Source organism: Desulfovibrio simplex (genome assembly GCF_055387835.1).
This window is the reverse complement of record NZ_AP042377.1, coordinates 3,239,151-3,260,081: the sequence shown is the minus strand read 5'-3', so window position 1 is coordinate 3,260,081 and position 20,931 is coordinate 3,239,151. Positions and strand designations below refer to the sequence as shown.

General features: G+C 59.8%; 12 protein-coding genes and 1 riboswitch. Of the genes, 6 read left to right on the top strand and 6 right to left on the bottom strand.

The annotated features are described in order from the left end of the window. Positions 1-102: 102 nt before the first annotated feature. The 4 genes from ACZ5DH_RS13250 to zraS all read right to left on the bottom strand — a co-directional run bounded on the left by ACZ5DH_RS13250 (position 103) and on the right by zraS (position 5,329). A complete protein-coding gene (locus ACZ5DH_RS13250) occupies positions 103-1,521 on the bottom strand; it encodes an EAL domain-containing protein (protein ID WP_464254721.1) in 1,419 nt (472 codons plus the stop codon). A gap of 130 nt (positions 1,522-1,651) precedes the next feature. Beyond that, a complete protein-coding gene (locus tag ACZ5DH_RS13245) occupies positions 1,652-2,278 on the bottom strand; it encodes an HD domain-containing protein (protein WP_464254720.1) in 627 nt (208 codons plus the stop codon). Positions 2,279-2,328: 50 nt separating this feature from the next. Next, entirely contained in the window at positions 2,329-3,690 is a 1,362-nt protein-coding gene (locus ACZ5DH_RS13240; RefSeq protein WP_464254719.1) for a sigma-54-dependent transcriptional regulator, read from the bottom strand. A 133-nt stretch (positions 3,691-3,823) separates the two neighbouring features. After that, positions 3,824-5,329, bottom strand: a complete 1,506-nt coding sequence (gene zraS, locus ACZ5DH_RS13235; RefSeq protein WP_464254718.1) for a two-component system sensor histidine kinase ZraS — start codon at positions 5,327-5,329, stop codon at positions 3,824-3,826. Between the two features lie 207 nt (positions 5,330-5,536). Here zraS and ACZ5DH_RS13230 point away from each other — a divergent pair, with 207 nt between their 5' ends. Continuing rightward, entirely contained in the window at positions 5,537-5,992 is a 456-nt protein-coding gene (locus ACZ5DH_RS13230; RefSeq protein WP_464254717.1) for a hypothetical protein, read from the top strand. A gap of 1,452 nt (positions 5,993-7,444) precedes the next feature. On the opposite strand, the gene ACZ5DH_RS13225 is transcribed toward ACZ5DH_RS13230, so the two are convergent. After that, the gene (locus ACZ5DH_RS13225; protein WP_464254716.1) at positions 7,445-9,511 is read right to left on the bottom strand and encodes a methyl-accepting chemotaxis protein; all 2,067 of its coding nucleotides are present in this window, start codon (positions 9,509-9,511) and stop codon (positions 7,445-7,447) included. Between the two features lie 743 nt (positions 9,512-10,254). Continuing rightward, a complete protein-coding gene (locus tag ACZ5DH_RS13220; protein ID WP_464254715.1) occupies positions 10,255-11,388 on the bottom strand; it encodes a radical SAM protein in 1,134 nt (377 codons plus the stop codon). Positions 11,389-11,612: 224 nt separating this feature from the next. Between ACZ5DH_RS13220 and ACZ5DH_RS13215 the strand changes: the two genes are divergently transcribed. The 5 genes from ACZ5DH_RS13215 to metE all read left to right on the top strand — a co-directional run bounded on the left by ACZ5DH_RS13215 (position 11,613) and on the right by metE (position 20,777). Beyond that, positions 11,613-11,900 carry an integration host factor subunit alpha gene (locus ACZ5DH_RS13215; protein WP_179980258.1) on the top strand — a complete coding sequence of 96 codons (288 nt, stop codon included), beginning with the start codon at positions 11,613-11,615 and terminating at the stop codon, positions 11,898-11,900. Positions 11,901-12,119: 219 nt separating this feature from the next. After that, positions 12,120-13,805, top strand: a complete 1,686-nt coding sequence (locus ACZ5DH_RS13210) for an MBOAT family O-acyltransferase (RefSeq protein ID WP_464254714.1) — start codon at positions 12,120-12,122, stop codon at positions 13,803-13,805. A 15-nt stretch (positions 13,806-13,820) separates the two neighbouring features. Beyond that, positions 13,821-15,056: a hypothetical protein gene (locus tag ACZ5DH_RS13205; protein ID WP_464254713.1), complete on the top strand. Its 1,236-nt coding sequence runs from the start codon at positions 13,821-13,823 to the stop codon at positions 15,054-15,056. A 103-nt stretch (positions 15,057-15,159) separates the two neighbouring features. Then, the gene (locus tag ACZ5DH_RS13200) at positions 15,160-17,346 is read left to right on the top strand and encodes a tetratricopeptide repeat protein (RefSeq protein ID WP_464254712.1); all 2,187 of its coding nucleotides are present in this window, start codon (positions 15,160-15,162) and stop codon (positions 17,344-17,346) included. 683 nt (positions 17,347-18,029) lie between these two features. After that, a riboswitch (cobalamin riboswitch) is annotated at positions 18,030-18,284 on the top strand. A 216-nt stretch (positions 18,285-18,500) separates the two neighbouring features. After that, entirely contained in the window at positions 18,501-20,777 is a 2,277-nt protein-coding gene (gene metE / locus ACZ5DH_RS13195; protein WP_464254711.1) for a 5-methyltetrahydropteroyltriglutamate--homocysteine S-methyltransferase, read from the top strand. Positions 20,778-20,931 lie beyond the last annotated feature (154 nt).

Sequence of the window (20,931 nt, the reverse complement as noted above, 5' to 3'; positions counted from 1 at the left end):
AAGTGCAGTGCGCCACAACGGCTAAAGCAACGGCTATCGCAAATCACATTTTTCGGCTGAATGAAAACTTTGAATTGCGCAGCATTTCAAAGTTAATCTGCTCTAGTCGCCTTCAAGCAGGGCCGTGAAGTCTTCCGGGCTCATGGGGCGGGCATAGAGAAATCCCTGCGCCTGGAGATTACCCAGCCGGGACAGAAACTCGCGCTGCGAAGCGTTTTCGACGCCCTCGCACAGAACCCCCATGTTCAGATCCTCGGCAAGGCGCACAACACTGTTGATGATGCTCTTGTTTGTGGGCGCTATGGCTCCCGACCCCAGGAGGCCCCTGTCGATCTTTATGACGTCAAAGGGCACGTCCTTGAGCACGTTCAGGCTTGAATAACCGGCGCCGAAATCGTCAAGCCAGATGGAATAGCCGTACTGCTTGAGCTGGCGCACGCTTTCACTGATTTCTTCAAGATTCTTTACAAAGACGCTCTCTGTGATTTCAAGGCCCAGCCAGCGGGGCTCAAGCCCGTAAGACTGCACCAGCGCATGGAGGTCGTCCACAAAGGCCGGGTTTCTGAAGTGCTCGCGTGAAATATTCACGGATATTGGCAGCAATGTCTTGCCGGCACGCTGACGTGCCTGCTGATAAAGGCAGACCTGACCATATATGTTGAAATCCAGCCCTGTTATGTCGCCCGACTCTTCGAGAAGCGGCACAAAATTTCCGGGCATGATCAGCTTGCCGTCCGGCGTGCGCATCCTGGCCAGAGCCTCCGCCCCCACAACGGCGCCGGTGGCGATGTCCACCTGCGGTTGCAGCAGAAAGAACACGCCGCCGTGCTCCAGCGCCTTGGTCACGTCTTCGTAAAGGCTTTGCCGTTGCAGGCGGCAGATCTCCATAGCCTCGGTGAACACGCCGCCGCGTGAGCGCAGGGTGGGCTTGAGCGAACGCCGTGCCTGATCCGCACGGCTTACAAGGGCGTGCAGGCTTTCTGGCCTGCCTTCGACCGGGCAGACGCCGCCCACAAAGGCCAGATGGCTGCGTGGATGCAGCCTGCGTTTTTCCGCAAGAAATTGCTCGCCTTCGGCCACAAGCTTGTCGGTTATGGCCTGCAGGCTGTACCCATTGGGAATGGTGAATAGAATGACGAACTGGTCGGCAAAAATGCGGCTGCCGCACACATACTCCTCGCGCCGCCGCAAAAAGGCGGCAAAGGCGCGCAGCATGCTGTTGCCAGCCCGCTCCCCGTAGATGCGGTTGAGCACCTGAAAGCCCTGCATGTCGGCATGCAGAACGCCAAAACGCCGTGCCGTGCGGTCAGAACGCACCACGCACAAAGCCCTTTGCAGAAATGATTCAAACTGCATGAGCCATGTGGTGCGGTCATACTGCTCCATGCGGCTCAGCAGACGGCGCATCTGGCAGCTTTCCCTGGTTTTCAGGTCCAATTCCGGGGCAAGGTTTTCCGCCGCCAGTTCAGAAGGCCAGACATCGCCCCCGTACTGCCCCCCCTCATCATCCAGAAAATGCATGCCTCCCCCTTTTTCGGTCCGGCGCAAAGGCTCCACAGTGGAGCAGTCTACAATTCTGGGCGAGTAAGGCTAGCGTAGTCTGAAATCTTTTGTAAAGAATTTTCCACAATTGCAACAACAGCTATCACTATCATTTTTGATTGCGGCGAATCCACCAGTCCTTTTCCACGCGGCCATACCACCAGCGATTATGGTCTGTGCGCAATACGACCTCCGCCAGTTCCTGAGCCTCGGGACTGCGCAGCCGCTTGACCGCGCTTTCAAGCCATTGCGCGGCAAAGGCATTGCCCTTGTCGAACTCCGCCTTGAGGTTACAGATCAGGTCCAGCTGATCCGCGTCATGGGCCAAAATAGATTCCGGGCTTGCGCCCGCGTCGAGTTCGTCCCACATGGGCAGCACATCGGCTTCAAGGCCGGTGCCCTCCACGCAGTCTTCCAGGGCGCGGCGCGCCCGGCACTGGTCATAGCGGTGATTCACATAGTTGAGGTCGCCTGTGCGCGCTTCATGCAGGTCATGAAACAGGCAAAGAAAGGTGACCCTTGCAGGATCAAGGCCGCTCATGCGCGCCAGCACATAGCCTATGACGCTGACCCGGTAGGAGTGCTCCGCCACATTCTCCTTGCCCGACCCGAGAAAGGCATAGCCGGTGCGCGGCGTGTGCCGCAGCATGCCAACCTCATTAAAAAAATCGGCGAGACGTTCCAACCGGGCGGCGTTGAACTCCCCGGCCTCTGCTTTCCTGTCTGTATCACTCATGATTGTTCCGGTATGATGGTGGACGTAAAACCCCGGCCCGTTAAAAAATGCTATTCCAGGCCATACTTGCGCAGCTTGTTGTGCAGGGTGGCGCGGGTGATGCCAAGACGGCGCGCGGCTTCGCTCTTGTTGTCTTCGGCCTGGCGCAGCGTTTCCTCAATGGCCCTGCGCTCCACCTCATCCAGGGGCAGGCCCGCCAGGGAAGCGTCCGGCTCTGCCGGGTGATCCTCCACACGGGCTTCGCAGGACAGCATGGAGGGCAGCTCGCGCCCGGTAATGAGATCGCCGTGGCAGAGGATGACGGCCCGCTCCACCGCGTTTTCCAGTTCGCGCACGTTGCCCGGCCACGAATACCGCAGCATGGTGTCCAGCGCCTGGGCAGAAAACCCCCGCACGGCCTTTCTGTTGCGGCTGGCGAATTCTTCAAGAAAGTGGGCCGCCAGCAAAGGGATGTCCTCTGCTCTTTCACGCAGCGGCGGCACATCCACACTGATGACGTTGAGCCGGAAAAACAGGTCTTCGCGAAAACGCTTTTGCGCCACTTCCTGCCGCAAATCACGGTTGGTCGCGGCCAGAACGCGCACGTCCACCATAAGCTGCGTGTCGGAGCCAACGCGCTGCACCTCGCCCTGTTGCAGGGCGCGCAGCAGTTTGGCCTGAATGGACAAGGGCATTTCACCCACTTCATCCAGAAAAAGCGTACCGCCGTGGGCCTGGGCAAAGCGCCCTTCGCGCCGACGTTCAGCCCCGGTGAAGGAGCCTTTTTCATGCCCGAACAGCTCCGATTCCAGCAGGTTCTCCGCCAGGGCGGCGCAGTTCACCGTGATAAAGGGCTTGTCGGCACGGGAACTGAGGGAGTGCAGGGCACGGGCGACCAGTTCCTTGCCGGTGCCCGATTCGCCCGAAATAAGCACCGTAGCCTCGGTGGGGGCCACTGTGCTCATGATCTCCTGCATGCGGGCAATGGCCTTGCTGCGGCCAATAATGCCCGACGCGGACGCGGTGTGGCTCAATTGGCGGCGCAGTTCGCGGTTTTCAACGCTTAAGCGTGAATGCTCGATGGCCTGGCGCAGGGTGTGCTTCAGGTTGTCAAAATCAAGCGGTTTGACCAGATAGTCATAGGCTCCAAGGCGCAGGGCTTCCACAGCGGTTTCTACTGAAGAGTAGGCCGTCATGAGCACCACGGGCAGGGCGGGATTATATTCGAGAATACCCCTGAGCGCGTTTATGCCATTCATGCGGGCCATGCGCACGTCTGTCAGCACGACGGAAAAACTTTTTTCGCGCACCAGGGCCACGGCTTCGTCCCCGTCCGAAGCTTCTTCCACGTCATAGCCCCACGAGCGGAGCATGGTGCGCAGCATGCCGCGATGCGCTCCGTCGTCGTCAACCACAAGAATACTGTTGCTCACTCTGCCCATTCCTTCTGATCTGCCGCGAGCGCGGCGCCTGATTGCCCGTCCGCGAAACACCTTGGTTGGCGCGGCGGATCTGTTGCAGGCGCCGCCTGATCCGGACTGTCATCCGCTCTGGCGGGGTTGGCTGTTACACGCGCTTTCTCTTTCTGCGCTCCACAAAGAGCTGTGACTCATTAAGCGCCTCCGGCAGCCAGATGCGGAACAGGGTTTCACCCTGTCCACCAGGCGTCGCCTGCCGGGAAACAACGCTGATCTCACCATTATGCGCCTCAACGATCTTGTGTACCATGGCCAGGCCCAGCCCGGTCCCCTGCCCCTTGGTGGTGAAGTAGGGGTCAAAAATGTGCGGCAACTGGCGCGGCGGAATACCCACGCCCGTGTCGCGCACCATAAGGCAAACGCCTTTTTTGTTCCGGGTCGCCGCCAGGGTCAGGCGTCCGCCTTCGGGCATGGCGTCCAGCGCGTTGATGCAGAGGTTCAGCAAGGCCTGGCCCATGCGCTCGGGGTCTACCAAGGCCTTGGGCACCTCGCGCGAAACCTTGCACTCGACCTCAACCCCGCGTTTTTCCGCATCCTGGCCGATAAGGCGCACCACATGCTGCACAACGTCCGCAACGTTGCCGGGACGCGGCGATACATCGCTCGGACGGGAAAGGCCGATCAGATCCATGATGACGCGGTTGAGCCGGTCGACCTCGTTAACCATGACGTTGGCCGCGGCGCGGTCTTCGCTGCCCTCGGGAAAACGCTGGCCGAAGTACGTGGCATAGCCCTTGATCGAGCTCAAGGGATTACGGATTTCGTGCGCTACCCCGGCGGCGAGATTGCCGACGGCCGCGAGCTTTTCCTTGCGCCGCACCTCCCCTTCAAGGCGACGTATTTCCACCTCGGCCTTGCGCTGCCGCTGGCGGGATTCCCGCGCACGCTCGGCGTAATACAGGGCCAGAAGGCAGGCCAGCCCCACAAGCAGGGTCACGGCCGAGAGCATGGCGACATAGTCCCTGTTCTGGCTGCGCGTAATTTCAAAGGGTGAAATATCCAGCCCCAGAAATATGATGGGCGTGGGATACCCCCGCATGGCGTCGGCCACTCCGGGCGAAAACTGGCGGTACACAGCAAAAACCCTGCGTCCCTCCAGGTGCATTATGCCCCAGCGCGCCAGCATGCCGGGGTTCAGCGCCCGCATGCGCGCCTCGTCCATCTCCTTGTCTTCCACCCGCAGGATCTCGCCCAGCCGGGAGCGGTCACTGTGCGCCACTATGGTTCCATCAGGCATGGTCACCGCGATAAAGACTATGCCCGGACTGGACGCCATTTCTTCCAGCAGCACCTGAAGACGCACCCCGGCCTCGCTGCGCATGCCGGAGCGCAAAATGCTTTCGAAAGCAATAATAAAGGATGAGCCCTTTTCGGCCAGCAAGCGTCCCATGGCGGCTTCACTGCGCTCAATGGAAATATAGGCCAGCAGGCTTATCATGAGGGCCAGCACAAGCGCGGCCCCACCCATGAGCAGACCAAGCGGCGTTCGCAGGACGCCCCGTGCGCCCTTCAGGGAAGCGTACAGCCCTCCCACAGGGGTTTTCGGCGCGGCAGGCCCGGCAGTTTCACACATTTCATCGTGTTTTGCACTCATAGGACAGATATAGCTTCATGAGGCCGCACTGTCACCCTGTGCACAAGGCGGGCCTTCAATATTTTGCACGAATCTTGCTTCGCAATTTATATATAGTCCATTTTATGTTGCCAAGGCAACATGCCACTGCCTCTATATCCAAAAGGAAGCATGCGGCGTGGCTTCTCTGTTAACGGCTCATGTAAATGATTCGGGATTGCGTGCGACATGAAAAAAATATTCTTTCTTTTCATTGCGATGGCCAGTCTGGTGCTTCCCATATCTTCTTTAGCGCAAAACCAGCAGTATGATATTTCGCCTCAAACCCAACCATGTATACCCATGGGCGCAATGGGGATGCCGCTGGAGGACCTCCCCCCGCAAAAGTGCGCCAAGGCCATAGCCATTATGGATGATTTCAATAAAAAAAATCAATATATACGTAATCTTATTGACATTAAAAAACGTGAGCTTGAAAGTCTTAAATTTGACAAAAAAACGTCACCCGACACACTGCCGCGCCTGGGATATGAGTTGCAGGTACTGCGCGACGAACTGCGCACCCTGCTTATGAATGCCGATCAGAGAATGCGTCTTGAAGTTGGCGTTCCCCTGGGCACCCTGGCGAGCAGAGGCTGTAGCATGAACTTTGAGCAGATGTTGTGGAACGGCGGGCTAAAGTAGCCCCATCGCAAAGTGAATACCGTAACATTACAGGATAAATATACGGGCGTGAGCGCCGGTCACAAAAACGTCACAGGCTTTTTTCTCCAAGAGCGAAGCAGCCATGCATGGTCTCATCTGTCTAAATTTTAAACATACCAAGATACACATGTATAAAAAATATGCACCACAGTTTCGGCACCACGAAAAGATAAATCGAAATACTCAAATAATTTTAATCTATTATCAAAAATAATTCCACAATGTCGATACTGGCACAAGAATTGCTTTTAATAATACAAGAATACGTGAAACGGATAGAAAAAATACATAAACACTTAAAAAGTCTAACCGCGCAAGAGCAGGCTTCTCAATCCGTCAGAACGGCGGAGCTTTGGAAAAATCCCGTGAAGCGGCGGAACAGCGCCTACTGGCTGTATTTTAAAAGTTAGGCTGTGAGCAACGCCGCCACGGAGCCGACAGAAGTGAACACTGCCGGACATCCCAAACCCGGCAATTGGCAATAACAACCCGCCCAAGGGTACGCACCCGGCAAACCGTGGCGCACAAAAACAGGGCAGGTCAAAAGGCCAACGCGTCGCCAACCCAGCCAATCCGCCGACGGGCGGTAGAGATATACATGATACCAAACTTCCGTGAAGTCCTCCGCCCCCATTGAGGGCCTCCGGATCCCCCCCCCCGAAAACCTCCTCCTTTGAACAGAACCTCTAACCATCGGAACATCCTCCCTCTCTCGGCCGCCGGTTGCCCCCGGCGGCCGCCTCTCTTTTAGAGCATTTTAACTTTGAAAAGTGTAAATGCTCTAACGCTGCACGAAAGTGCAGCGCGCCACAACATGGCGCGGATTCAGCCGAGCTTCAGCCGTTGCGACGAAGGAAGCTACGGATAAAGACAGCCTGAGTCGCAACGGCTGCCGCAAAGGCAGCATTGGTTATCCGTAAGCGGTAAAGCCCCGCTAACGGCTGCCGCAAATCGCACTTTTCGGCTGAATGAAAACTTTGAAACGTGAAGCATTTCAAAGTTAATCTGCTCTAGACTCTCGGCAAACTGGCACTGCGCCAGATCCCGCCCCAATTCCTTCCCTGAAACATCCTGGAGCCGGCTGAAGACGCAGGCCGCACATCCTCCGCGCGTACGCCCCGGGGCGGCGCGCAGGCCCGTTCCCGCACGGCCGCCGCACCTTTTGGCGCGCGGCCAGACAAAGCATGCGGCCCTCTTCATTCCAGTCGGGTACAAAAGTACGCTACCTTCATAAAGAGGGCCGCATGCGGCGGTACAGTCCAAAACAGGTGTGTTGCGCCAGAGGCGCTTGGAGGCGGATTACCGTTGCGGCCATGCCGCCTCAGGGTACGCCGCTTCCGGCACGGTGTTTACCCGCGCGGACACCCCGTGCCTGCCCTTCACAGCGGGCTTCCATTCACGCCGCTGCCGGGCATTTCATAGTGTAAATGCCTAGCCGAGCTTCATCTGCGCCACAAGGTTCTTCAAGGTATGGGCCTGGCCAGCCAGATCGGAAACCGCCTGTGAAGCCTCAGCCATGGCCATGGCGCTCTGACGTGATATTTCGTTGACGAGCACAATGCTCTGGTTGATTTCTTCGCTGGCTGCGGACTGCTCCTCGCTGGCAGTGGCAATGGCGTTGACCTGATCCGCCGTGGCCTCCACGGTCGATACTATTTCCTCCAGCGCCTGCCCGGACTGATTGGCAAAGTCCGTGGCCTGAGCGATCTGGCCTACCGCGTTGTCCATTGACCCCATACTCTTGGCGGTGCTGTCCTGGATAGACCTGATGGCATGGCTGACATCCTTGGTGGAATCCATTGTTTTTTCAGCCAGCTTGCGCACCTCGTCGGCAACCACGGCAAAACCCCGGCCGGCGTCGCCCGCGCGGGCGGCCTCAATAGCCGCGTTGAGGGCCAGCAGATTGGTCTGATCGGCGATGTCGGAAATGACATTCATGATTTGCGAAATACTTTGGGCGTGCTCGTTAAGCTCGGCCATGTCGCCCTTGAGCTCCTCGGACATGCGGCGCACGGCTTCTATGCTTCGCACTGCCTGCTCAACAATATGCGCGCCAGCCCTGGCTTTTTCTCTGGTGTGCACCGAGGCTTCCGAAGCCGCGCTTGCGTTGCGGGCCACTTCCTGCACAGTGGCGTTCATCTCGTTCATGGCAGTGGCGGCCTCGGAAAGACGCTGCGCCGCCTCTGTGGCGCTGCGGTCGGACTGCTCGATCTGGGCGGCAAGCTGGGTTGAGGCTGAAGAAATGACGCCGATGGAGGTTTCCAGCTGTCCGGCGGCGGCCAGCATGCCGTCCTGACGGGCTGTTTCTGCCTCCTTGCGAGCCTCCTGGGCCTCTTCCATGGCGACGCGGGCTTCGCCCGTAGCCATCTCTGCCTGATGGGTTTTTTCTTCACTTTCCTTGAACAGACCGCGCAACTTGCCCACCATGTTCTGAATGCCGCTGGAAAGCCCGCCAATTTCATCACTCCTGTTGGCTGCCTTCGCCAGAGCTTCCTCTTCTTGCGGCGGAGGATTGAAGTTGCCCCCTGCCACCACCTGCACATACTTTTCGCTGATCTTCAGTGATCGCGCTATGCCCCGCGAAACAAACACAATGACGCAGCCCAATACAAGCGCTGTGGCTATACCCACAAGCGCGTTGGCCTTGAGCAGCTTGCTTGAAGGAGCAAGCATCTCATCCCTGTCCGCGACCATGACCACATGCCAGTTGCTTTCAGGCATATGCCGGTAGTAGGCCACCATTTGCTGCTCACCACGGGCGAACTGCACACGCCCGCTTCCGTTCATCAGGGCTGCCTTCACAAAGGGTTCCTGGCTGCAGTCTTTGCCGAGTACAGACTTGTCGGGATGCATGATGGCCGTCCCCGTACTGTCATATACGGCGCAATACCCGTGTTTTCCCATCTTGATGGTGTCTGTGGTGCTCACGCTCAGACGGGCCAGACTCATATACGCGTACAGAACGCCCTGTGATTTGCCCTGAGCCATGACGGGAGCCGCCACCATGGTCGACATCTCGCCCGCATGGTTGCGGGTGTTTTCCATGCTCATCTGACCAGCGAGGGCCACCTGCACGGACTTTCGGTCGCGCAGGTTGCCGCCGATCATTTCCCTGGTGGTATGGGCCACAACAATGCCGGAGGCGTCTATCAATCCCGCGCCGTCAACCATGCCAAAGTGCTGTGAAAGGTCATCAAGCACGCTCTGGACATCCGGTTCGCCGAGACTCTCAAGGGCCGCCTGGTTGCCTGTCCGGGCGAACAGGGCTTTTTTGATATGGGCCGATTCGGCATTGGTTCTGATAAGGCCGTGCGTCATTTTCTGCACGGAGCCAAGCCCCTCGATCTGCTTGTCTATAACGCTGTCGAATTCATGCCCTATCTGCTGCGTGAGAGAATTTTCTGCCTGCCAATAACTGAGGCCGCATACCGCAGTCAGTCCAAGTAGGGACGGAACCAGAATGGTAAGCATCATCTTGTTCATTATTCCCATTTTCATATTCAGGACCTCTGGATTCATATGTATTTCAGATTACTGGCGGGAGATGGAATCACGCCGGATCAGACCTGGAGAACGAAGAGTGGCGTAGGAAGGAGGTGAGGAAATAAAGCGGAAGGAGGGGGGATTCCTGACTGCGCTGTCTAGGTTAAGTTACCTATATAGCTTTTCGCATTTTTATGCAAAAAATATTATGGTAAATGCGCAATTATTCCAAAAAAGTTTTTCCAGGCCGTGGCGCAAGGGCGGATTTCGGCGGCTGGAGCCACAAATCGGGAGTACGCGCGTCACGACGAGACTGCCATTTTGCACGGATTTCTCATATATTACATGCCTGCGAGACCCGCAGTTTGGGAATGAGGGACAGTACGACGTCTGGGCGGTCAGCCGCGAAAGCGCCAGCGGCAGTCGCGCAGTCGCGGCTTTCCCGCGCTGGCGCGCGCGGCAAGGGGGCGGGCATATCCTTAGACCAGATTAACTTTGAGAATGGACATTCTCAAAGTTTAAGACACGCATGCTTCGGCGCTTAACAGCGCAAATAAATTGCGCTTACGCCTTCGCTGCGGGCGCCTGCTCACGCAGTCGCCAGAGCAATTTCAAAGTGAAAATGCTCTAAAAATATATATTCTCAAAGGAAGCCGGATACAGGACAAGACGGAAAGGCGTAGTGGGAGTGTCAGGACACAATCAGAAGGACAGAATCAGAAGGCCATGGGCAAAAGGACGCGATCAGAAACACAGGATCAGAAGGACGCGGTCAGGCGCAATTCCCGCTGACAGGCGGGGTCAAAACGCAGGCCGTCAGCCGACAGCCCCAGTCCCGCCCAGGCGGAGCGCAGTTCGCCGCGCATTCCCCATATATACCCCTGGCAGGAAGGGGGCACGTGCAGAGCGCGCAAGCGCGGCGGCGCGGCCATGCCCGAAGAAGCCGCCAGCGCGTCCAGAGCGCGGCGCACCGCCAGCAGCAGGGCCCGCCCCATAACGCGGCTGCCCAGGGCATTGTCCACGGGCCCGGCCAGCACAGCCTCGGTCAGCGCGGCTTCGGGCGCAAGCCCCATGCGGATGACGGGCACACGCGCCTCCTGCGCCAGAAGCCAGCCCCGCGCGAGGCTGTGCAGCGTCTCTTCCAGCGGCCACGGCGTATAGAGATTCTGCCGCCACATGCGGGCAAGGGCCGTACCCTCAAGCACAAGACAGGGATAAAAGCGCAGCATGTCAGCCCCGGCGTCAAGCGCCAGGGGAACGTCGCGCAAAAAATCCGCCGTGCTGTTGCCCGGCATGCCGGGCAGCAACTGCACCCCGAGCGCCAGTTCCGCTTCCTTCACAAGGGCGCAGGCACGAAGGGCCGTGGAGCCGTCATAGCCCCGCTTTGAGGCGGCAAGGGCGTCGTCCGCGAAGCTTTGCACGCCAAGCTCCACACAGCGGCAACCGGCAGCGCGCAGCCGAGCAAGGACCGGCGCGTCCACACAGTCTGGCCGGGTTGAACAGCGGAAGCTGCGAATCCAGCCGCGCTCAAGCGCCGTGCGCGCCAGATCCAGGCAGGCGTTCTGGTCCTGCACGGGCATGGCCGTAAAGGTTCCGCCGTAAAAGGCCAGCTCGGCTGGCGGCAGACCCATGGCGTGACGGTGTTCAAGGTTTTCACTGGTTGTGCGCAACAGCGCGGCAAGGGAAGACGCAGGCAGAACCGGCGCGCCGGAAGAGGCCGAGGCAGGGTCCATGCAGTTGGCAAGCCCCGTCTGCACGTCTTGTGCGCAAAACACGCAACGTACCGGGCACCCGCTGAAAGGCAGAAAGAGGGGGATCAGGGCGTGCCTCTGAGGCCGGGGTACGCACCATGGCAAGGTTGAAGAAAAAATTCGGGCAGATACCGTTTCCATACATGCTCAATGGCTGCGAAGCCACGTGCGGCGCGCACAATGGCTCTTTATACGTAAGAAGACAATTTTTAAGAAAAATCTTGCTCTGCCCGTTAGTTGCGTGTATTTTACACAAAAGTGCGCTTCATGTGAAGCGCTCCTTCGTTGCCCGTTGGGCCATACCTGTCAAGATCATGTTTTGTGACCGCCATACCAGCGCATTGTTACGCGCCGGAGAACTCACAATGAAAAAAACACTGACCAAAGCGGACATCGTGGAGGCCATCTACGAGGAAACCGACAAGAACCGCGTTGATGTAAAGAACGTGGTTGAGAAACTGTTGGACATAATGAAGTCCGCCATCAAAAAGGACCGGGCTTTGCTTATCAGCGGATTTGGCAAGTTCGAATGCTATGACAAGGCATCGCGCAAGGGGCGCAACCCCAAAACGGACGAAACCATCACCCTGCCCCCGCGCAAGGTTATGGTGTTCCGTCTGTCGCGCAAGTTCCGCTCGGAACTGAACCCCTAGCCGGCAACACCACGCCTGCACCTTCACGGCGGGCTTTGCCGGGCCCTGCCGCGCTGGTCTGGCGCGCATTATCTTTAGCCGTCAGCCGTTGCACGGACAGGGTATTTTTTTGCCCTGCGCTTTTTCGTGTCCGGCTTCTGCCGTTCTGGGGCTGCGTTATCGCCTGATCCTGGGCCTTTTCGCCACAAATGCTCGAGGTCAACGCCACGGGAGCTGCGCATGCTGTTCAATTCCTATTCTTTCATATTTCTTTTTCTCCCACTTCTGCTGCTGTGCTGGCGGCTGACCGCAGGCTACGGGGCCACGCGGCTGAGCCTGGTTCTGCTGCTCTTTTCCGTAATTTTTTACGCTCTTTGGGGTCTGCCCTTTCTGCTGCTGCTGGCGGTCATTCTGGGCATGAACTACGCTTTCGCGCTGGCCCTGGCCGACCCAAACCGGCCTGACGGCGCCACGGCGGCAACGGAGATCATCCCCGAGGAAGAAGCGCTGGCTTCTCCCACTGAGGCCCCGGACGCACAGGCGGAAGGGTCTGGCTCCCGCCTTGCGAGACTCCGCGGGGGCGGACGTCTTTTTCAGGGCGACGGGCTGAAAGGGCTGCGCGCATGTGCATGCAGCCGCAAAGGGCTGCTGGCCCTGGCCCTGATACTGAACCTGCTGCCCCTGCTCTGGTTCAAGTATTCCTGGTTTTTCGCCCAGAACCTGGCCCTTCTTATGGGCACGCAGTGGAACTTCACCCCACCGGGGCTGCCGCTCGGCATATCCTTCTATACCTTCATACAGATTGCATGGCTGGTCAGCGTGTACCGGCGGCAGGTGACGCCGCAGGGCTTTTCACGCCACGCTCTGTTTTCGGCCTGCTTTCCTTACGTGATTTCCGGCCCCATCGTGCGTTACGAGCAGATGGGCCCGCAGCTTGACGATCTTTCAGGCTCCACGGCAGAGGGGCTGGCCCAGGGCTTCACGCTTTTCACCATTGGCCTTGCCAAAAAGGTATTGCTGGCGGACGGGCTGGCCGTGTACGCCAACGCCGTTTTCAACGCGGCGGAAAAAGCTTTTCCCATCAGCGGGGCCGAGGCCTGGCTGGGCTCCCTGTGTTACACCTTCCAGCTGTATTTCGATTTTTCCGGCTACACGGATATGGCCATCGGCATTGGCCTCATGCTGGGCCTGCGCCTGCCTGAAAACTTCGATTCGCCCTACAAGTCCACAGGCATTGTGGACTTCTGGCGGCGCTGGCACATCACCCTGAGTTCGTGGCTGCGCGATTTTCTGTACATCCCCCTTGGCGGCAACCGCAAAGGGCGGCTCATGCAGTACCGTAACCTCTTTCTGACCATGCTCATCGGCGGCGCATGGCACGGCGCGGGCTGGACCTTCATCATATGGGGGGCCCTGCACGGTTCCATGCTGGGCGTCAACCACTTTTTCCGGGCCTGCATCAAGGGCACCCTGCTTGAAAAGGTGCTGGCTACCCCGCCCATGCGGATTTTCTTCATCCTGTTCACCTTCCTGTGCATCAACCTTGGCTGGGTGATCTTCCGCACGGTGAGCCTTGACGGGGCCGCCGCCATGTTCGGGGCCATGTTTGCCGGGCCCTTTACGGCCGAGGCCGCAGGCCTGACGGCTGATTACGCGGGGCTTTCCGCAACGGGCGTTCTGGCGGCCCGGTGGCTGCCCAACAACTATTTTCAGGGCTGGCTGCCCTTTGCCCTGCTGGGCATAAGCTTTGTGCTGTGCTGGGCATTCCCCAACAGCCACGAACTGCTGCACGGCAGGCGCGACGGTTCGCGCCCGTACCTCAGTTGGCGGCCCTCGGCGGCGTGGGCCGCGAGCCTTGCCTGCCTGGCCTTTGTGACGCTCATTCTGGTGTCGCGCAAGGCAACCTTCCTGTACTTCCAATTTTAAAGAAGCGGACACATCATGAGCAAAATCCTCACCGAATCCGCCTATCTTTCCCGTTACTTCCGTGTGTTGCTGCTTCTGGCCCTTGTGGTCGGCCTGCTGGCCCTGCCCTATACCCTGTGGTGGCTCTACAAAAGCGGCGACGTGGGCGTCGAGCGCGCGGTGGAGGCGCAGTCCTCCGGGCAATTCGCCGTTTTCGGCTCTGGCGTCTCACAGGACTTTGTGGACTACAAGCTGCAGCTTTACGCCAAGGTCAAACCGGAAATCGCCGCCGTGGGCTCATCCCGCGTCATGCAGTTCCGGGGAGCCTACTTTCGTAAACCCTTTCTCAACGTGGGCGGCACGGCGGGCAACCTTTCGGTGCTGCGCTCCACCCTTGACGCCATGCTGGCCATCCACAAGCCCGATGCCGTCATCATCGGCCTGGATTTCTGGTGGTTCATGCCCCAGTGGCAGCCCGATCCCTTCAAGGACGAGCCCCCCACCAGCGGCTCCTACAACAGCGGCCTCGAAAGCCTGAAAAAGCCCTGGGCCTGGCTGCTCGAAGGAAAGATATCCGTCCACGACCTCATTGCCCCCGTCCTGCTGGAATCGGCTGGCGGCTTCCGCGCCGGGCGCTACGGCATCATGGCCCAGCAGACGGACGACGGATTCGGCCCTGACGGCTCATGGTACTACACGGCGGAAACCACAGGCCAGAAGCGCCCCTTCGACTATCAGTTCGAGGACTCGCTCAAGCAGGTGCGGCACGGCATCAAGGCGTTTTTTCGCGCCAAGCCCATTGAAGGCAGCCGCGATGCCGGCGGCATAAGCTCCGCCCATGTGGACGCCTTTGCCGAAATCTACTGCCGCCTCAAGGCACGCGGCATAGCCACCTTTGTCTTTATTTCGCCCTTGTCCGTGAAAGTGCTGGACGCCATACGCCAACACGAGGCCAACTACCCGCACCTCTTCCACCTGCGGGAGGCGTTGCTGGCACGCGGCATTGAAGTTATCGACTTTACCGATCCACGCACCTTCGGCTCCAGTGATTGCGAATTTGTTGACGGCTTCCACGGCGGCGAAGTAACCTATGCGCGTATGCTGCGGGATATGGCTGATCGCTGGCCCGCCCTGCTGACCTACGTGAATATGGAAAAAATCAATGCGACCATCCGCGACTGGCGCGGGCACGCCCTGGTTTTTGACCAGCGCCTCACGGACAAGCCGGAAATTGATTTTAACAATTTCAACTGTCCCAAACGTAAACCATAGGCCGCAAACGGCATGACAAGGCCCGGACTTGGCCGCGAGCGACTGACACAGCGCCGAGCCACAGGAGCGCCATCGCCGCGAGGCCTGGCCAGGGATGGGAGCCATGCGCCGGAACACCTCCAGTTGTACAGCAGAGCCCCAGGGCTCCGCTCAAAACAGTATGCCTGCCCGCAGGGCCGCGTTGACGGCCCTGCGGGTTCACACTCTTTGCGGCCCACACGCGAACGGGCAACTGCGCGATCACAACCCGCGACCTTTCGACCCGCGCGAATCAAGCTCGCATAATCTCGGCCCGCATGACGGCCCGCACGGCTTTGCCCCGAGCGCTTCCGGCATGTCCGCCACCTTTCCGGATGCAGGGTTTTCGGGCGGTTCTGACGTGCCTGCAGCCCAAAGGGGCGCAACTGTTTCGGGAACCTCAGCCCCGCGTACCGCTCCTCCGCGCACTTCTCTTCAGGATGCGGCAATTCCGGGCGCTTCTGCCCTGCGCGCCGCCGTTCCAAGCGCTTCAGCCCTGGCCATCTCTTGTCTGCGCGCCCTTGCGCTGGGGGGCTTTCTCCTCTGCGCAGCCGCCTTGGGAGGCATGACGCCACGCACGGCTCTGGCTGCGGCGGCCTCCATTCCCACACCGACCAACACCGAGCCCACCGTCACGGTGCCCACAGTTCAGGCGCCTGTTGTTCAAGCTCCCACGGTACAGGCTCCCACGGTGCAGGCTCCGGCCCTGCAAGCTCCCGGCGGCGGGCAAAGGCCGGGTTGGGCGGGCAGCGCCCAGCCAGCAGAAAATGGCCAGCCCGCCAGAGGGCGCGAAATAATGGGATTTCTTTTTGGCGGCCAACTCTCAGAAGCTGAAGCGGCCACGCTGCAACAACAAGGCGGCCAGCCAGGGCAAAAGAGCAACGGCCATTCAGGTACGGCTCCTGCCGCTCCTGGGCAGGCCCCGACCCTTTCGCCAATGCCTGTGCCGCCGCCCGCGCCTGTGGCCCCAACACCTGCCGCGCACGCTCCCGCCAGTCCCAGAAATCCCGCTGCTGACGGCCTGCAGCCCCAGTCGCCGGAAGCCCAGTTGCGCCAGCAGCAGTTGAATCAGGAGCGTGAACGCCAGCGGCAGGAACGGGGACGCCAGGCTACGCAGCGCGCGCCGCGCGCCAAGGCCGCCGACAATAAAAAAGAGGCGGCTCCTGCGGCGCATGCCCCCAAAACGCCAGAGGCTGCTTCCGCGCCCCACGTCCCCACAAATGACGGGCACGAAACAACCAGGAAGGGGGAAAAACCGGAAAGTTCAGTTACCCCCGGCAGCCCTGAGGCTCAGGCCAATGAGGCCTATCAGAAGGGCGACTACGCCCGGGCTCACGCCATCTGGCAGCAGATGGCGGAGAGCGGCGACGGCCAGGCCATGAACAACCTTGGGGTGCTTTTTGACCTCGGCCAGGGCGTGGACCTGGACGAAGGGCGCGCGCTCTACTGGTTTGCCCGCTCCGCTTCAGCGGGGAACCCTTCCGGCATGAGCAACTACGGGCGCATGCTGGAACAGGGGCGCGCCATTGACGCCAACCCCGAAGAAGCCGCCCGCTGGTTTGACCTCGCAGCCCGGCAGGGACAACCCGAGGCCCAGTACAATCTCGGCCTCATGTATGAGAGCGGGCACGGCGTACAGCAAGACCACAAGGCGGCCGCTGCCTGGTACAGTCGTGCGGCGGCGCAGCAGCAGACCGACGCCCTGGCCCGCCTCGGCCATCTTTACCGCACAGGCCAGGGGGTGGAAAAAAATCAGGCGCGCGCCACCCTTCTGCTCTATGCGGCTGCCATGCGCGGGTCCATCCACGCCATGAAGGAACTGGAAGACATGGCCGGGCCTTCCGCCTCACGTCCCGGCGCCGTGCTTTTCGGGCTGCGCCTGGACACCGCCACCCGGCCCGCCATGCGCGATGCGCTCGCCAAGGCGGGCATGCGCGCATCCCGCCAGGACGATGCCTATATCTGCGACACCTACACGCCCGGCGCGCTTGTGCCCGGCGCGCGGCAGGCGGCCTTTTGCTACGGACCCGGCCGCCCCTCCCCCCTGGGTTTTGTGGAACTGGAGTACGCCGTGCCGGACAAGGCCACGGCACAGACCATCGTGCGCATGGTCAGTGAACGCTTCGGCGCGCCCTCCGCCGGAGAAAGCGACGACGACCACCTCTGGAACCTCGGCTCCGTTGTTGTGGCCACGCGGTATGAGCCAACGCGCCAGACCATGAGCCTCATGTACATGATTCCCGCCGTCTATCACCTCACCCGCCAGGACTAAACGCAGAGCATTTTATTTTGGGAATGCTTTGTGCTGAAATACTTTGTGGGGGAGGGACCCTTTTGTAAAAGGGTCTCCTCCCCCACGCCCCCACCCCCTAAAACTCTTATTGGTATTTCAGTCTGCTGCAGGGCTGCCCTGGCCAAGGGATGCTGAAACTGCGCTTTTAGAGCATTTTCATTTTGAAATTGCTCTGGCGACTGCGTGAGCAGGCGCCCGCAGCGAAGGCGTAAGCGCAGCTTCAGCCGTTGCCCGCAGGGCTTACGGATGAAGACAGCACCGCTATTTATTTGCGCTGTTAAGCGCCGAAGCATGCGTGTCTTAAACTTTGAGAATGTCCATTCTCAAAGTTAATCTGGTCTAGGGCATTTTAACTTTGAAAAAGTGTGAATGCTCTAACGCTGCACGAAAGTGCAGCGCGCCACAACGTGGCGTGGGTTCAGCCGAGCTTTAGCCGTTGCGACGAAGGAAGCTACGGCTGCCGCAAAGACAGCATTGGTTATCCGTAAGCGGCAAAGACCCGCTAACGGCTACCGCAAATCGCATTTTCCGGCTGAATGAAAACTTTGAAATGTGAAGCATTTCAAAGTTAATCTGCTCTAAGACACCTCACAAGCTCAAAGCTATCCTGCTCTGCCGGCTACGAGTATTAACCGTCATCATTTTTTGCCCTGTCTGCGCTTGACACTGTGGCCGCTGTTATATATCAATTTATCTAGATATTGTGATGAAAAACGGAAAACGGTGAAAATCCGTTGCGGACGCGCCACTGTAACCGGCACAAACCCGCGCCGTGCCACTGTTCATCGACCAGGCCGTCAAAATGTTGGGAATGCCGCAACATCGGTCTGCTCCGGGGACGGGAAGGTACGGCCACGCGCAACGACAAACGCGCAGGGGCCGGAAGCCAGGAGACGCCTCATCACCTGCCGCCATCCGGCGGCAAGGCAGTACTGTCTCGCGTTCAGGCAAGTGCCCGGTCAGGCGTTGTTGCGCCCGGCCAGAGCCGTGCGGCATGGTGATGCCGCACGTCGGTACGGATTGCATCCGTATTGTGAAGTGGCGGCAAGACCGGCAGGTCGCACGCCATTTCAGGTATAAAAGCTCTAGCGTGAAAAAGACTGCCCTTTCAACACCATATGAAAGGAGCAACCATGCGTACCCACATTCTCGGCTTTCCCTCCATGGGCAGGCAGCGTGAGCTGAAACAGGCTCTCGAATCTTTCTGGCGTGGCGACACTTCCGCCCAGGATCTCACCGGCACAGCGCACCAGCTTCAGGAATCCCATTGGGCTATCCAGAGCGAGGCTGGCTTGAGCTACGTGACCACGGGCGATTTTTCCTTCTATGACCGCATGCTGGACACAAGCCTCATGCTTGGGGCCGTGCCTGCCCGCTTTGCCCACTGCGGCAAGGATGCCCTGACGCGCTATTTCGCTCTGGCGCGCGGCGACGCCTCACGCAACATTCCGGCCATGGAGATGACCAAGTGGTTTGACACCAACTACCACTACCTTGTGCCGGAAATTGAAGCCGACGCCGTATGGACGCCCGGCGAACACCCCGTGCTGGAAGCCACCCGGCGCGCCGCCGCCAAAGGCTTCACGCCCAAGGCCGCCATCATAGGCCCCTTCACCTGGCTGGCCCTGGCCAAGGGCCAGAACGGCGCAGATCCGTGGACGCGCCTGAACGAGGTGCTGGCAACCTATACGGCGCTGCTGGAACAGCTGGTTCCCCTCTGCGGCTGCGTGCAGATTGAAGAACCCGTGCTCTGCACCGAACTGTTGCCCGCTCCCGCCGCTGCGCGCTTTGCCGAAGCGTATGCAACGCTCAATGCGGCGGCGGCCCGCGCCGGGTCAGCCAGGCTTTTGCTGGCGACCTACTTCGGCCCGCTGGACCAGCACCTTGCCCTGGCTGCAAACAGCGGCTGCGCGGCCCTGCATATTGACCTTGTGCGCGGCCCCGGCCAGCTGGACGCCGTGCTCGCCGCCCTGCCCGATCACATGGCCCTGTCGCTCGGACTGGTCAACGGACGCAATATCTGGAAGACCGACTACACGCAGGCTGCCCACCTCATAGCCCGCGCCGTGAGCGCCCTTGGCGCGGACCGGGTTCTTCTGGCCTCTTCCTGCTCGCTTTTGCACAGCCCCGTGGACCTTGCGGAAGAAACCGGACTTCCTGCACACATCAAGAACCGCATGGCCTTTGCCGTGCAAAAATGCGGGGAACTGGCGGACCTCAAGGCCATCGCCCAGGGACAGGGCGCGGACATTCTGGCAGCCAACGCCGCTGTGCTGGCCGAGGCTCAAGCCCATGCCGACACGGTTCAGGCAGCGGTGCGTGAGCGCGCCGCCGCCGTGACCCCGGCCATGCTGGCCCGCAAATCCCCGTTCGCCGAACGAAAACAGGCCCAGGCATGGCTGCGTTTGCCGCTTCTGCCCACCACCACCATCGGTTCTTTTCCGCAGACAGACCATATCCGTAAAACTCGGCTGGCCTTCAAGCGCGGGCAAATGACCCAGGCTGACTACGAAACCGCCATCAAGGCGGAGATTGCCTCCTGCATCAAAAAGCAGGAGGAGCTTGGTCTGGACGTTCTCGTGCACGGCGAGGCCGAGCGCAACGATATGGTGGAGTACTTTGGGCAGCAGCTGGGCGGGTTCTGCTTTACGCGCAACGGCTGGGTGCAGAGCTATGGCAGCCGCTGCGTCAAGCCGCCCGTCATCTATGGTGATGTGTACCGCAAAGCGCCCATGACCGTGGCATGGGCGCGCTATGCCCAGTCCCTGACGCAAAAGCCCGTCAAGGGCATGCTCACCGGGCCCGTGACCATCCTCTGCTGGAGCTTTGTGCGCGACGATCTGCCCCGCAGCGAGGTCTGCCGCCAGATCGCCCTGGCCATCCGTGATGAGGTGACCGACCTCGAGGCGGCAGGCATACACATCATCCAGATCGACGAAGCCGCCCTGCGCGAGGGCATGCCCCTTACCGCCGCCGAGGCCGCCGTGTACCTGCAATGGGCGGTGGACGCCTTTCTTCTGGCGTCCACAGGCGTTGAGGACCGCACACAGCTGCATACCCACATGTGCTACAGCGAGTTCAACGCCATCCTGCCCGCCATCGCGCGCATGGATGCCGATGTCATCAGCATCGAATCCAGCCGCAGCGGCATGGAACTGCTGGACGCCTTCACCCGCTTTCACTATGTGGGCGAGGTCGGCCCCGGCGTATATGATATCCACAGCCCGCGCATTCCCACGGCGGACGAGATGGTGCGCTTGCTGCACCTGGCGCTGCAACACATTGACAAAAGCCAGCTTTGGGTCAACCCCGACTGCGGCCTCAAGACGCGACGCTGGGAAGAGGCGTATCCGGCACTGGAAAATATGGTAGCCGCCGCCCTGCGGGTGCGGGTGGATCTGTCTGCCTAGCGTATTGAACGTATGAAATGCCTTGTGGGGGAGGGACCCTCTTTAGACCAGATTACCTTTGAAATGTTTCACATTTCAAAGGTGTCATTCTGCCGGAAATGCGATTTTCGACAGAATCCACGCCACGTTGTGGCGCGCTGCACTCTCGTGCAGC

What these genes read in the sequence shown, in the direction of transcription:
- ACZ5DH_RS13245 (WP_464254720.1), bottom strand. Translation starts at nt 2,278, where the DNA reads ATGAGTGATACAGACAGGAAAGCAGAGGCCGGGGAGTTCAACGCCGCC.
- ACZ5DH_RS13205 (WP_464254713.1), top strand. Translation starts at nt 13,821, where the DNA reads ATGAGCAAAATCCTCACCGAATCCGCCTATCTTTCCCGTTACTTCCGT.
- ACZ5DH_RS13230 (WP_464254717.1), top strand. Translation starts at nt 5,537, where the DNA reads ATGAAAAAAATATTCTTTCTTTTCATTGCGATGGCCAGTCTGGTGCTT.
- ACZ5DH_RS13225 (WP_464254716.1), bottom strand. Translation starts at nt 9,511, where the DNA reads ATGAAAATGGGAATAATGAACAAGATGATGCTTACCATTCTGGTTCCG.
- ACZ5DH_RS13250 (WP_464254721.1), bottom strand. Translation starts at nt 1,521, where the DNA reads ATGCATTTTCTGGATGATGAGGGGGGGCAGTACGGGGGCGATGTCTGG.
- ACZ5DH_RS13215 (WP_179980258.1), top strand. Translation starts at nt 11,613, where the DNA reads ATGAAAAAAACACTGACCAAAGCGGACATCGTGGAGGCCATCTACGAG.
- zraS (WP_464254718.1), bottom strand. Translation starts at nt 5,329, where the DNA reads ATGAGTGCAAAACACGATGAAATGTGTGAAACTGCCGGGCCTGCCGCG.
- ACZ5DH_RS13220 (WP_464254715.1), bottom strand. Translation starts at nt 11,388, where the DNA reads ATGGAAACGGTATCTGCCCGAATTTTTTCTTCAACCTTGCCATGGTGC.
- ACZ5DH_RS13200 (WP_464254712.1), top strand. Translation starts at nt 15,160, where the DNA reads ATGCGCCGGAACACCTCCAGTTGTACAGCAGAGCCCCAGGGCTCCGCT.
- ACZ5DH_RS13210 (WP_464254714.1), top strand. Translation starts at nt 12,120, where the DNA reads ATGCTGTTCAATTCCTATTCTTTCATATTTCTTTTTCTCCCACTTCTG.
- metE (WP_464254711.1), top strand. Translation starts at nt 18,501, where the DNA reads ATGCGTACCCACATTCTCGGCTTTCCCTCCATGGGCAGGCAGCGTGAG.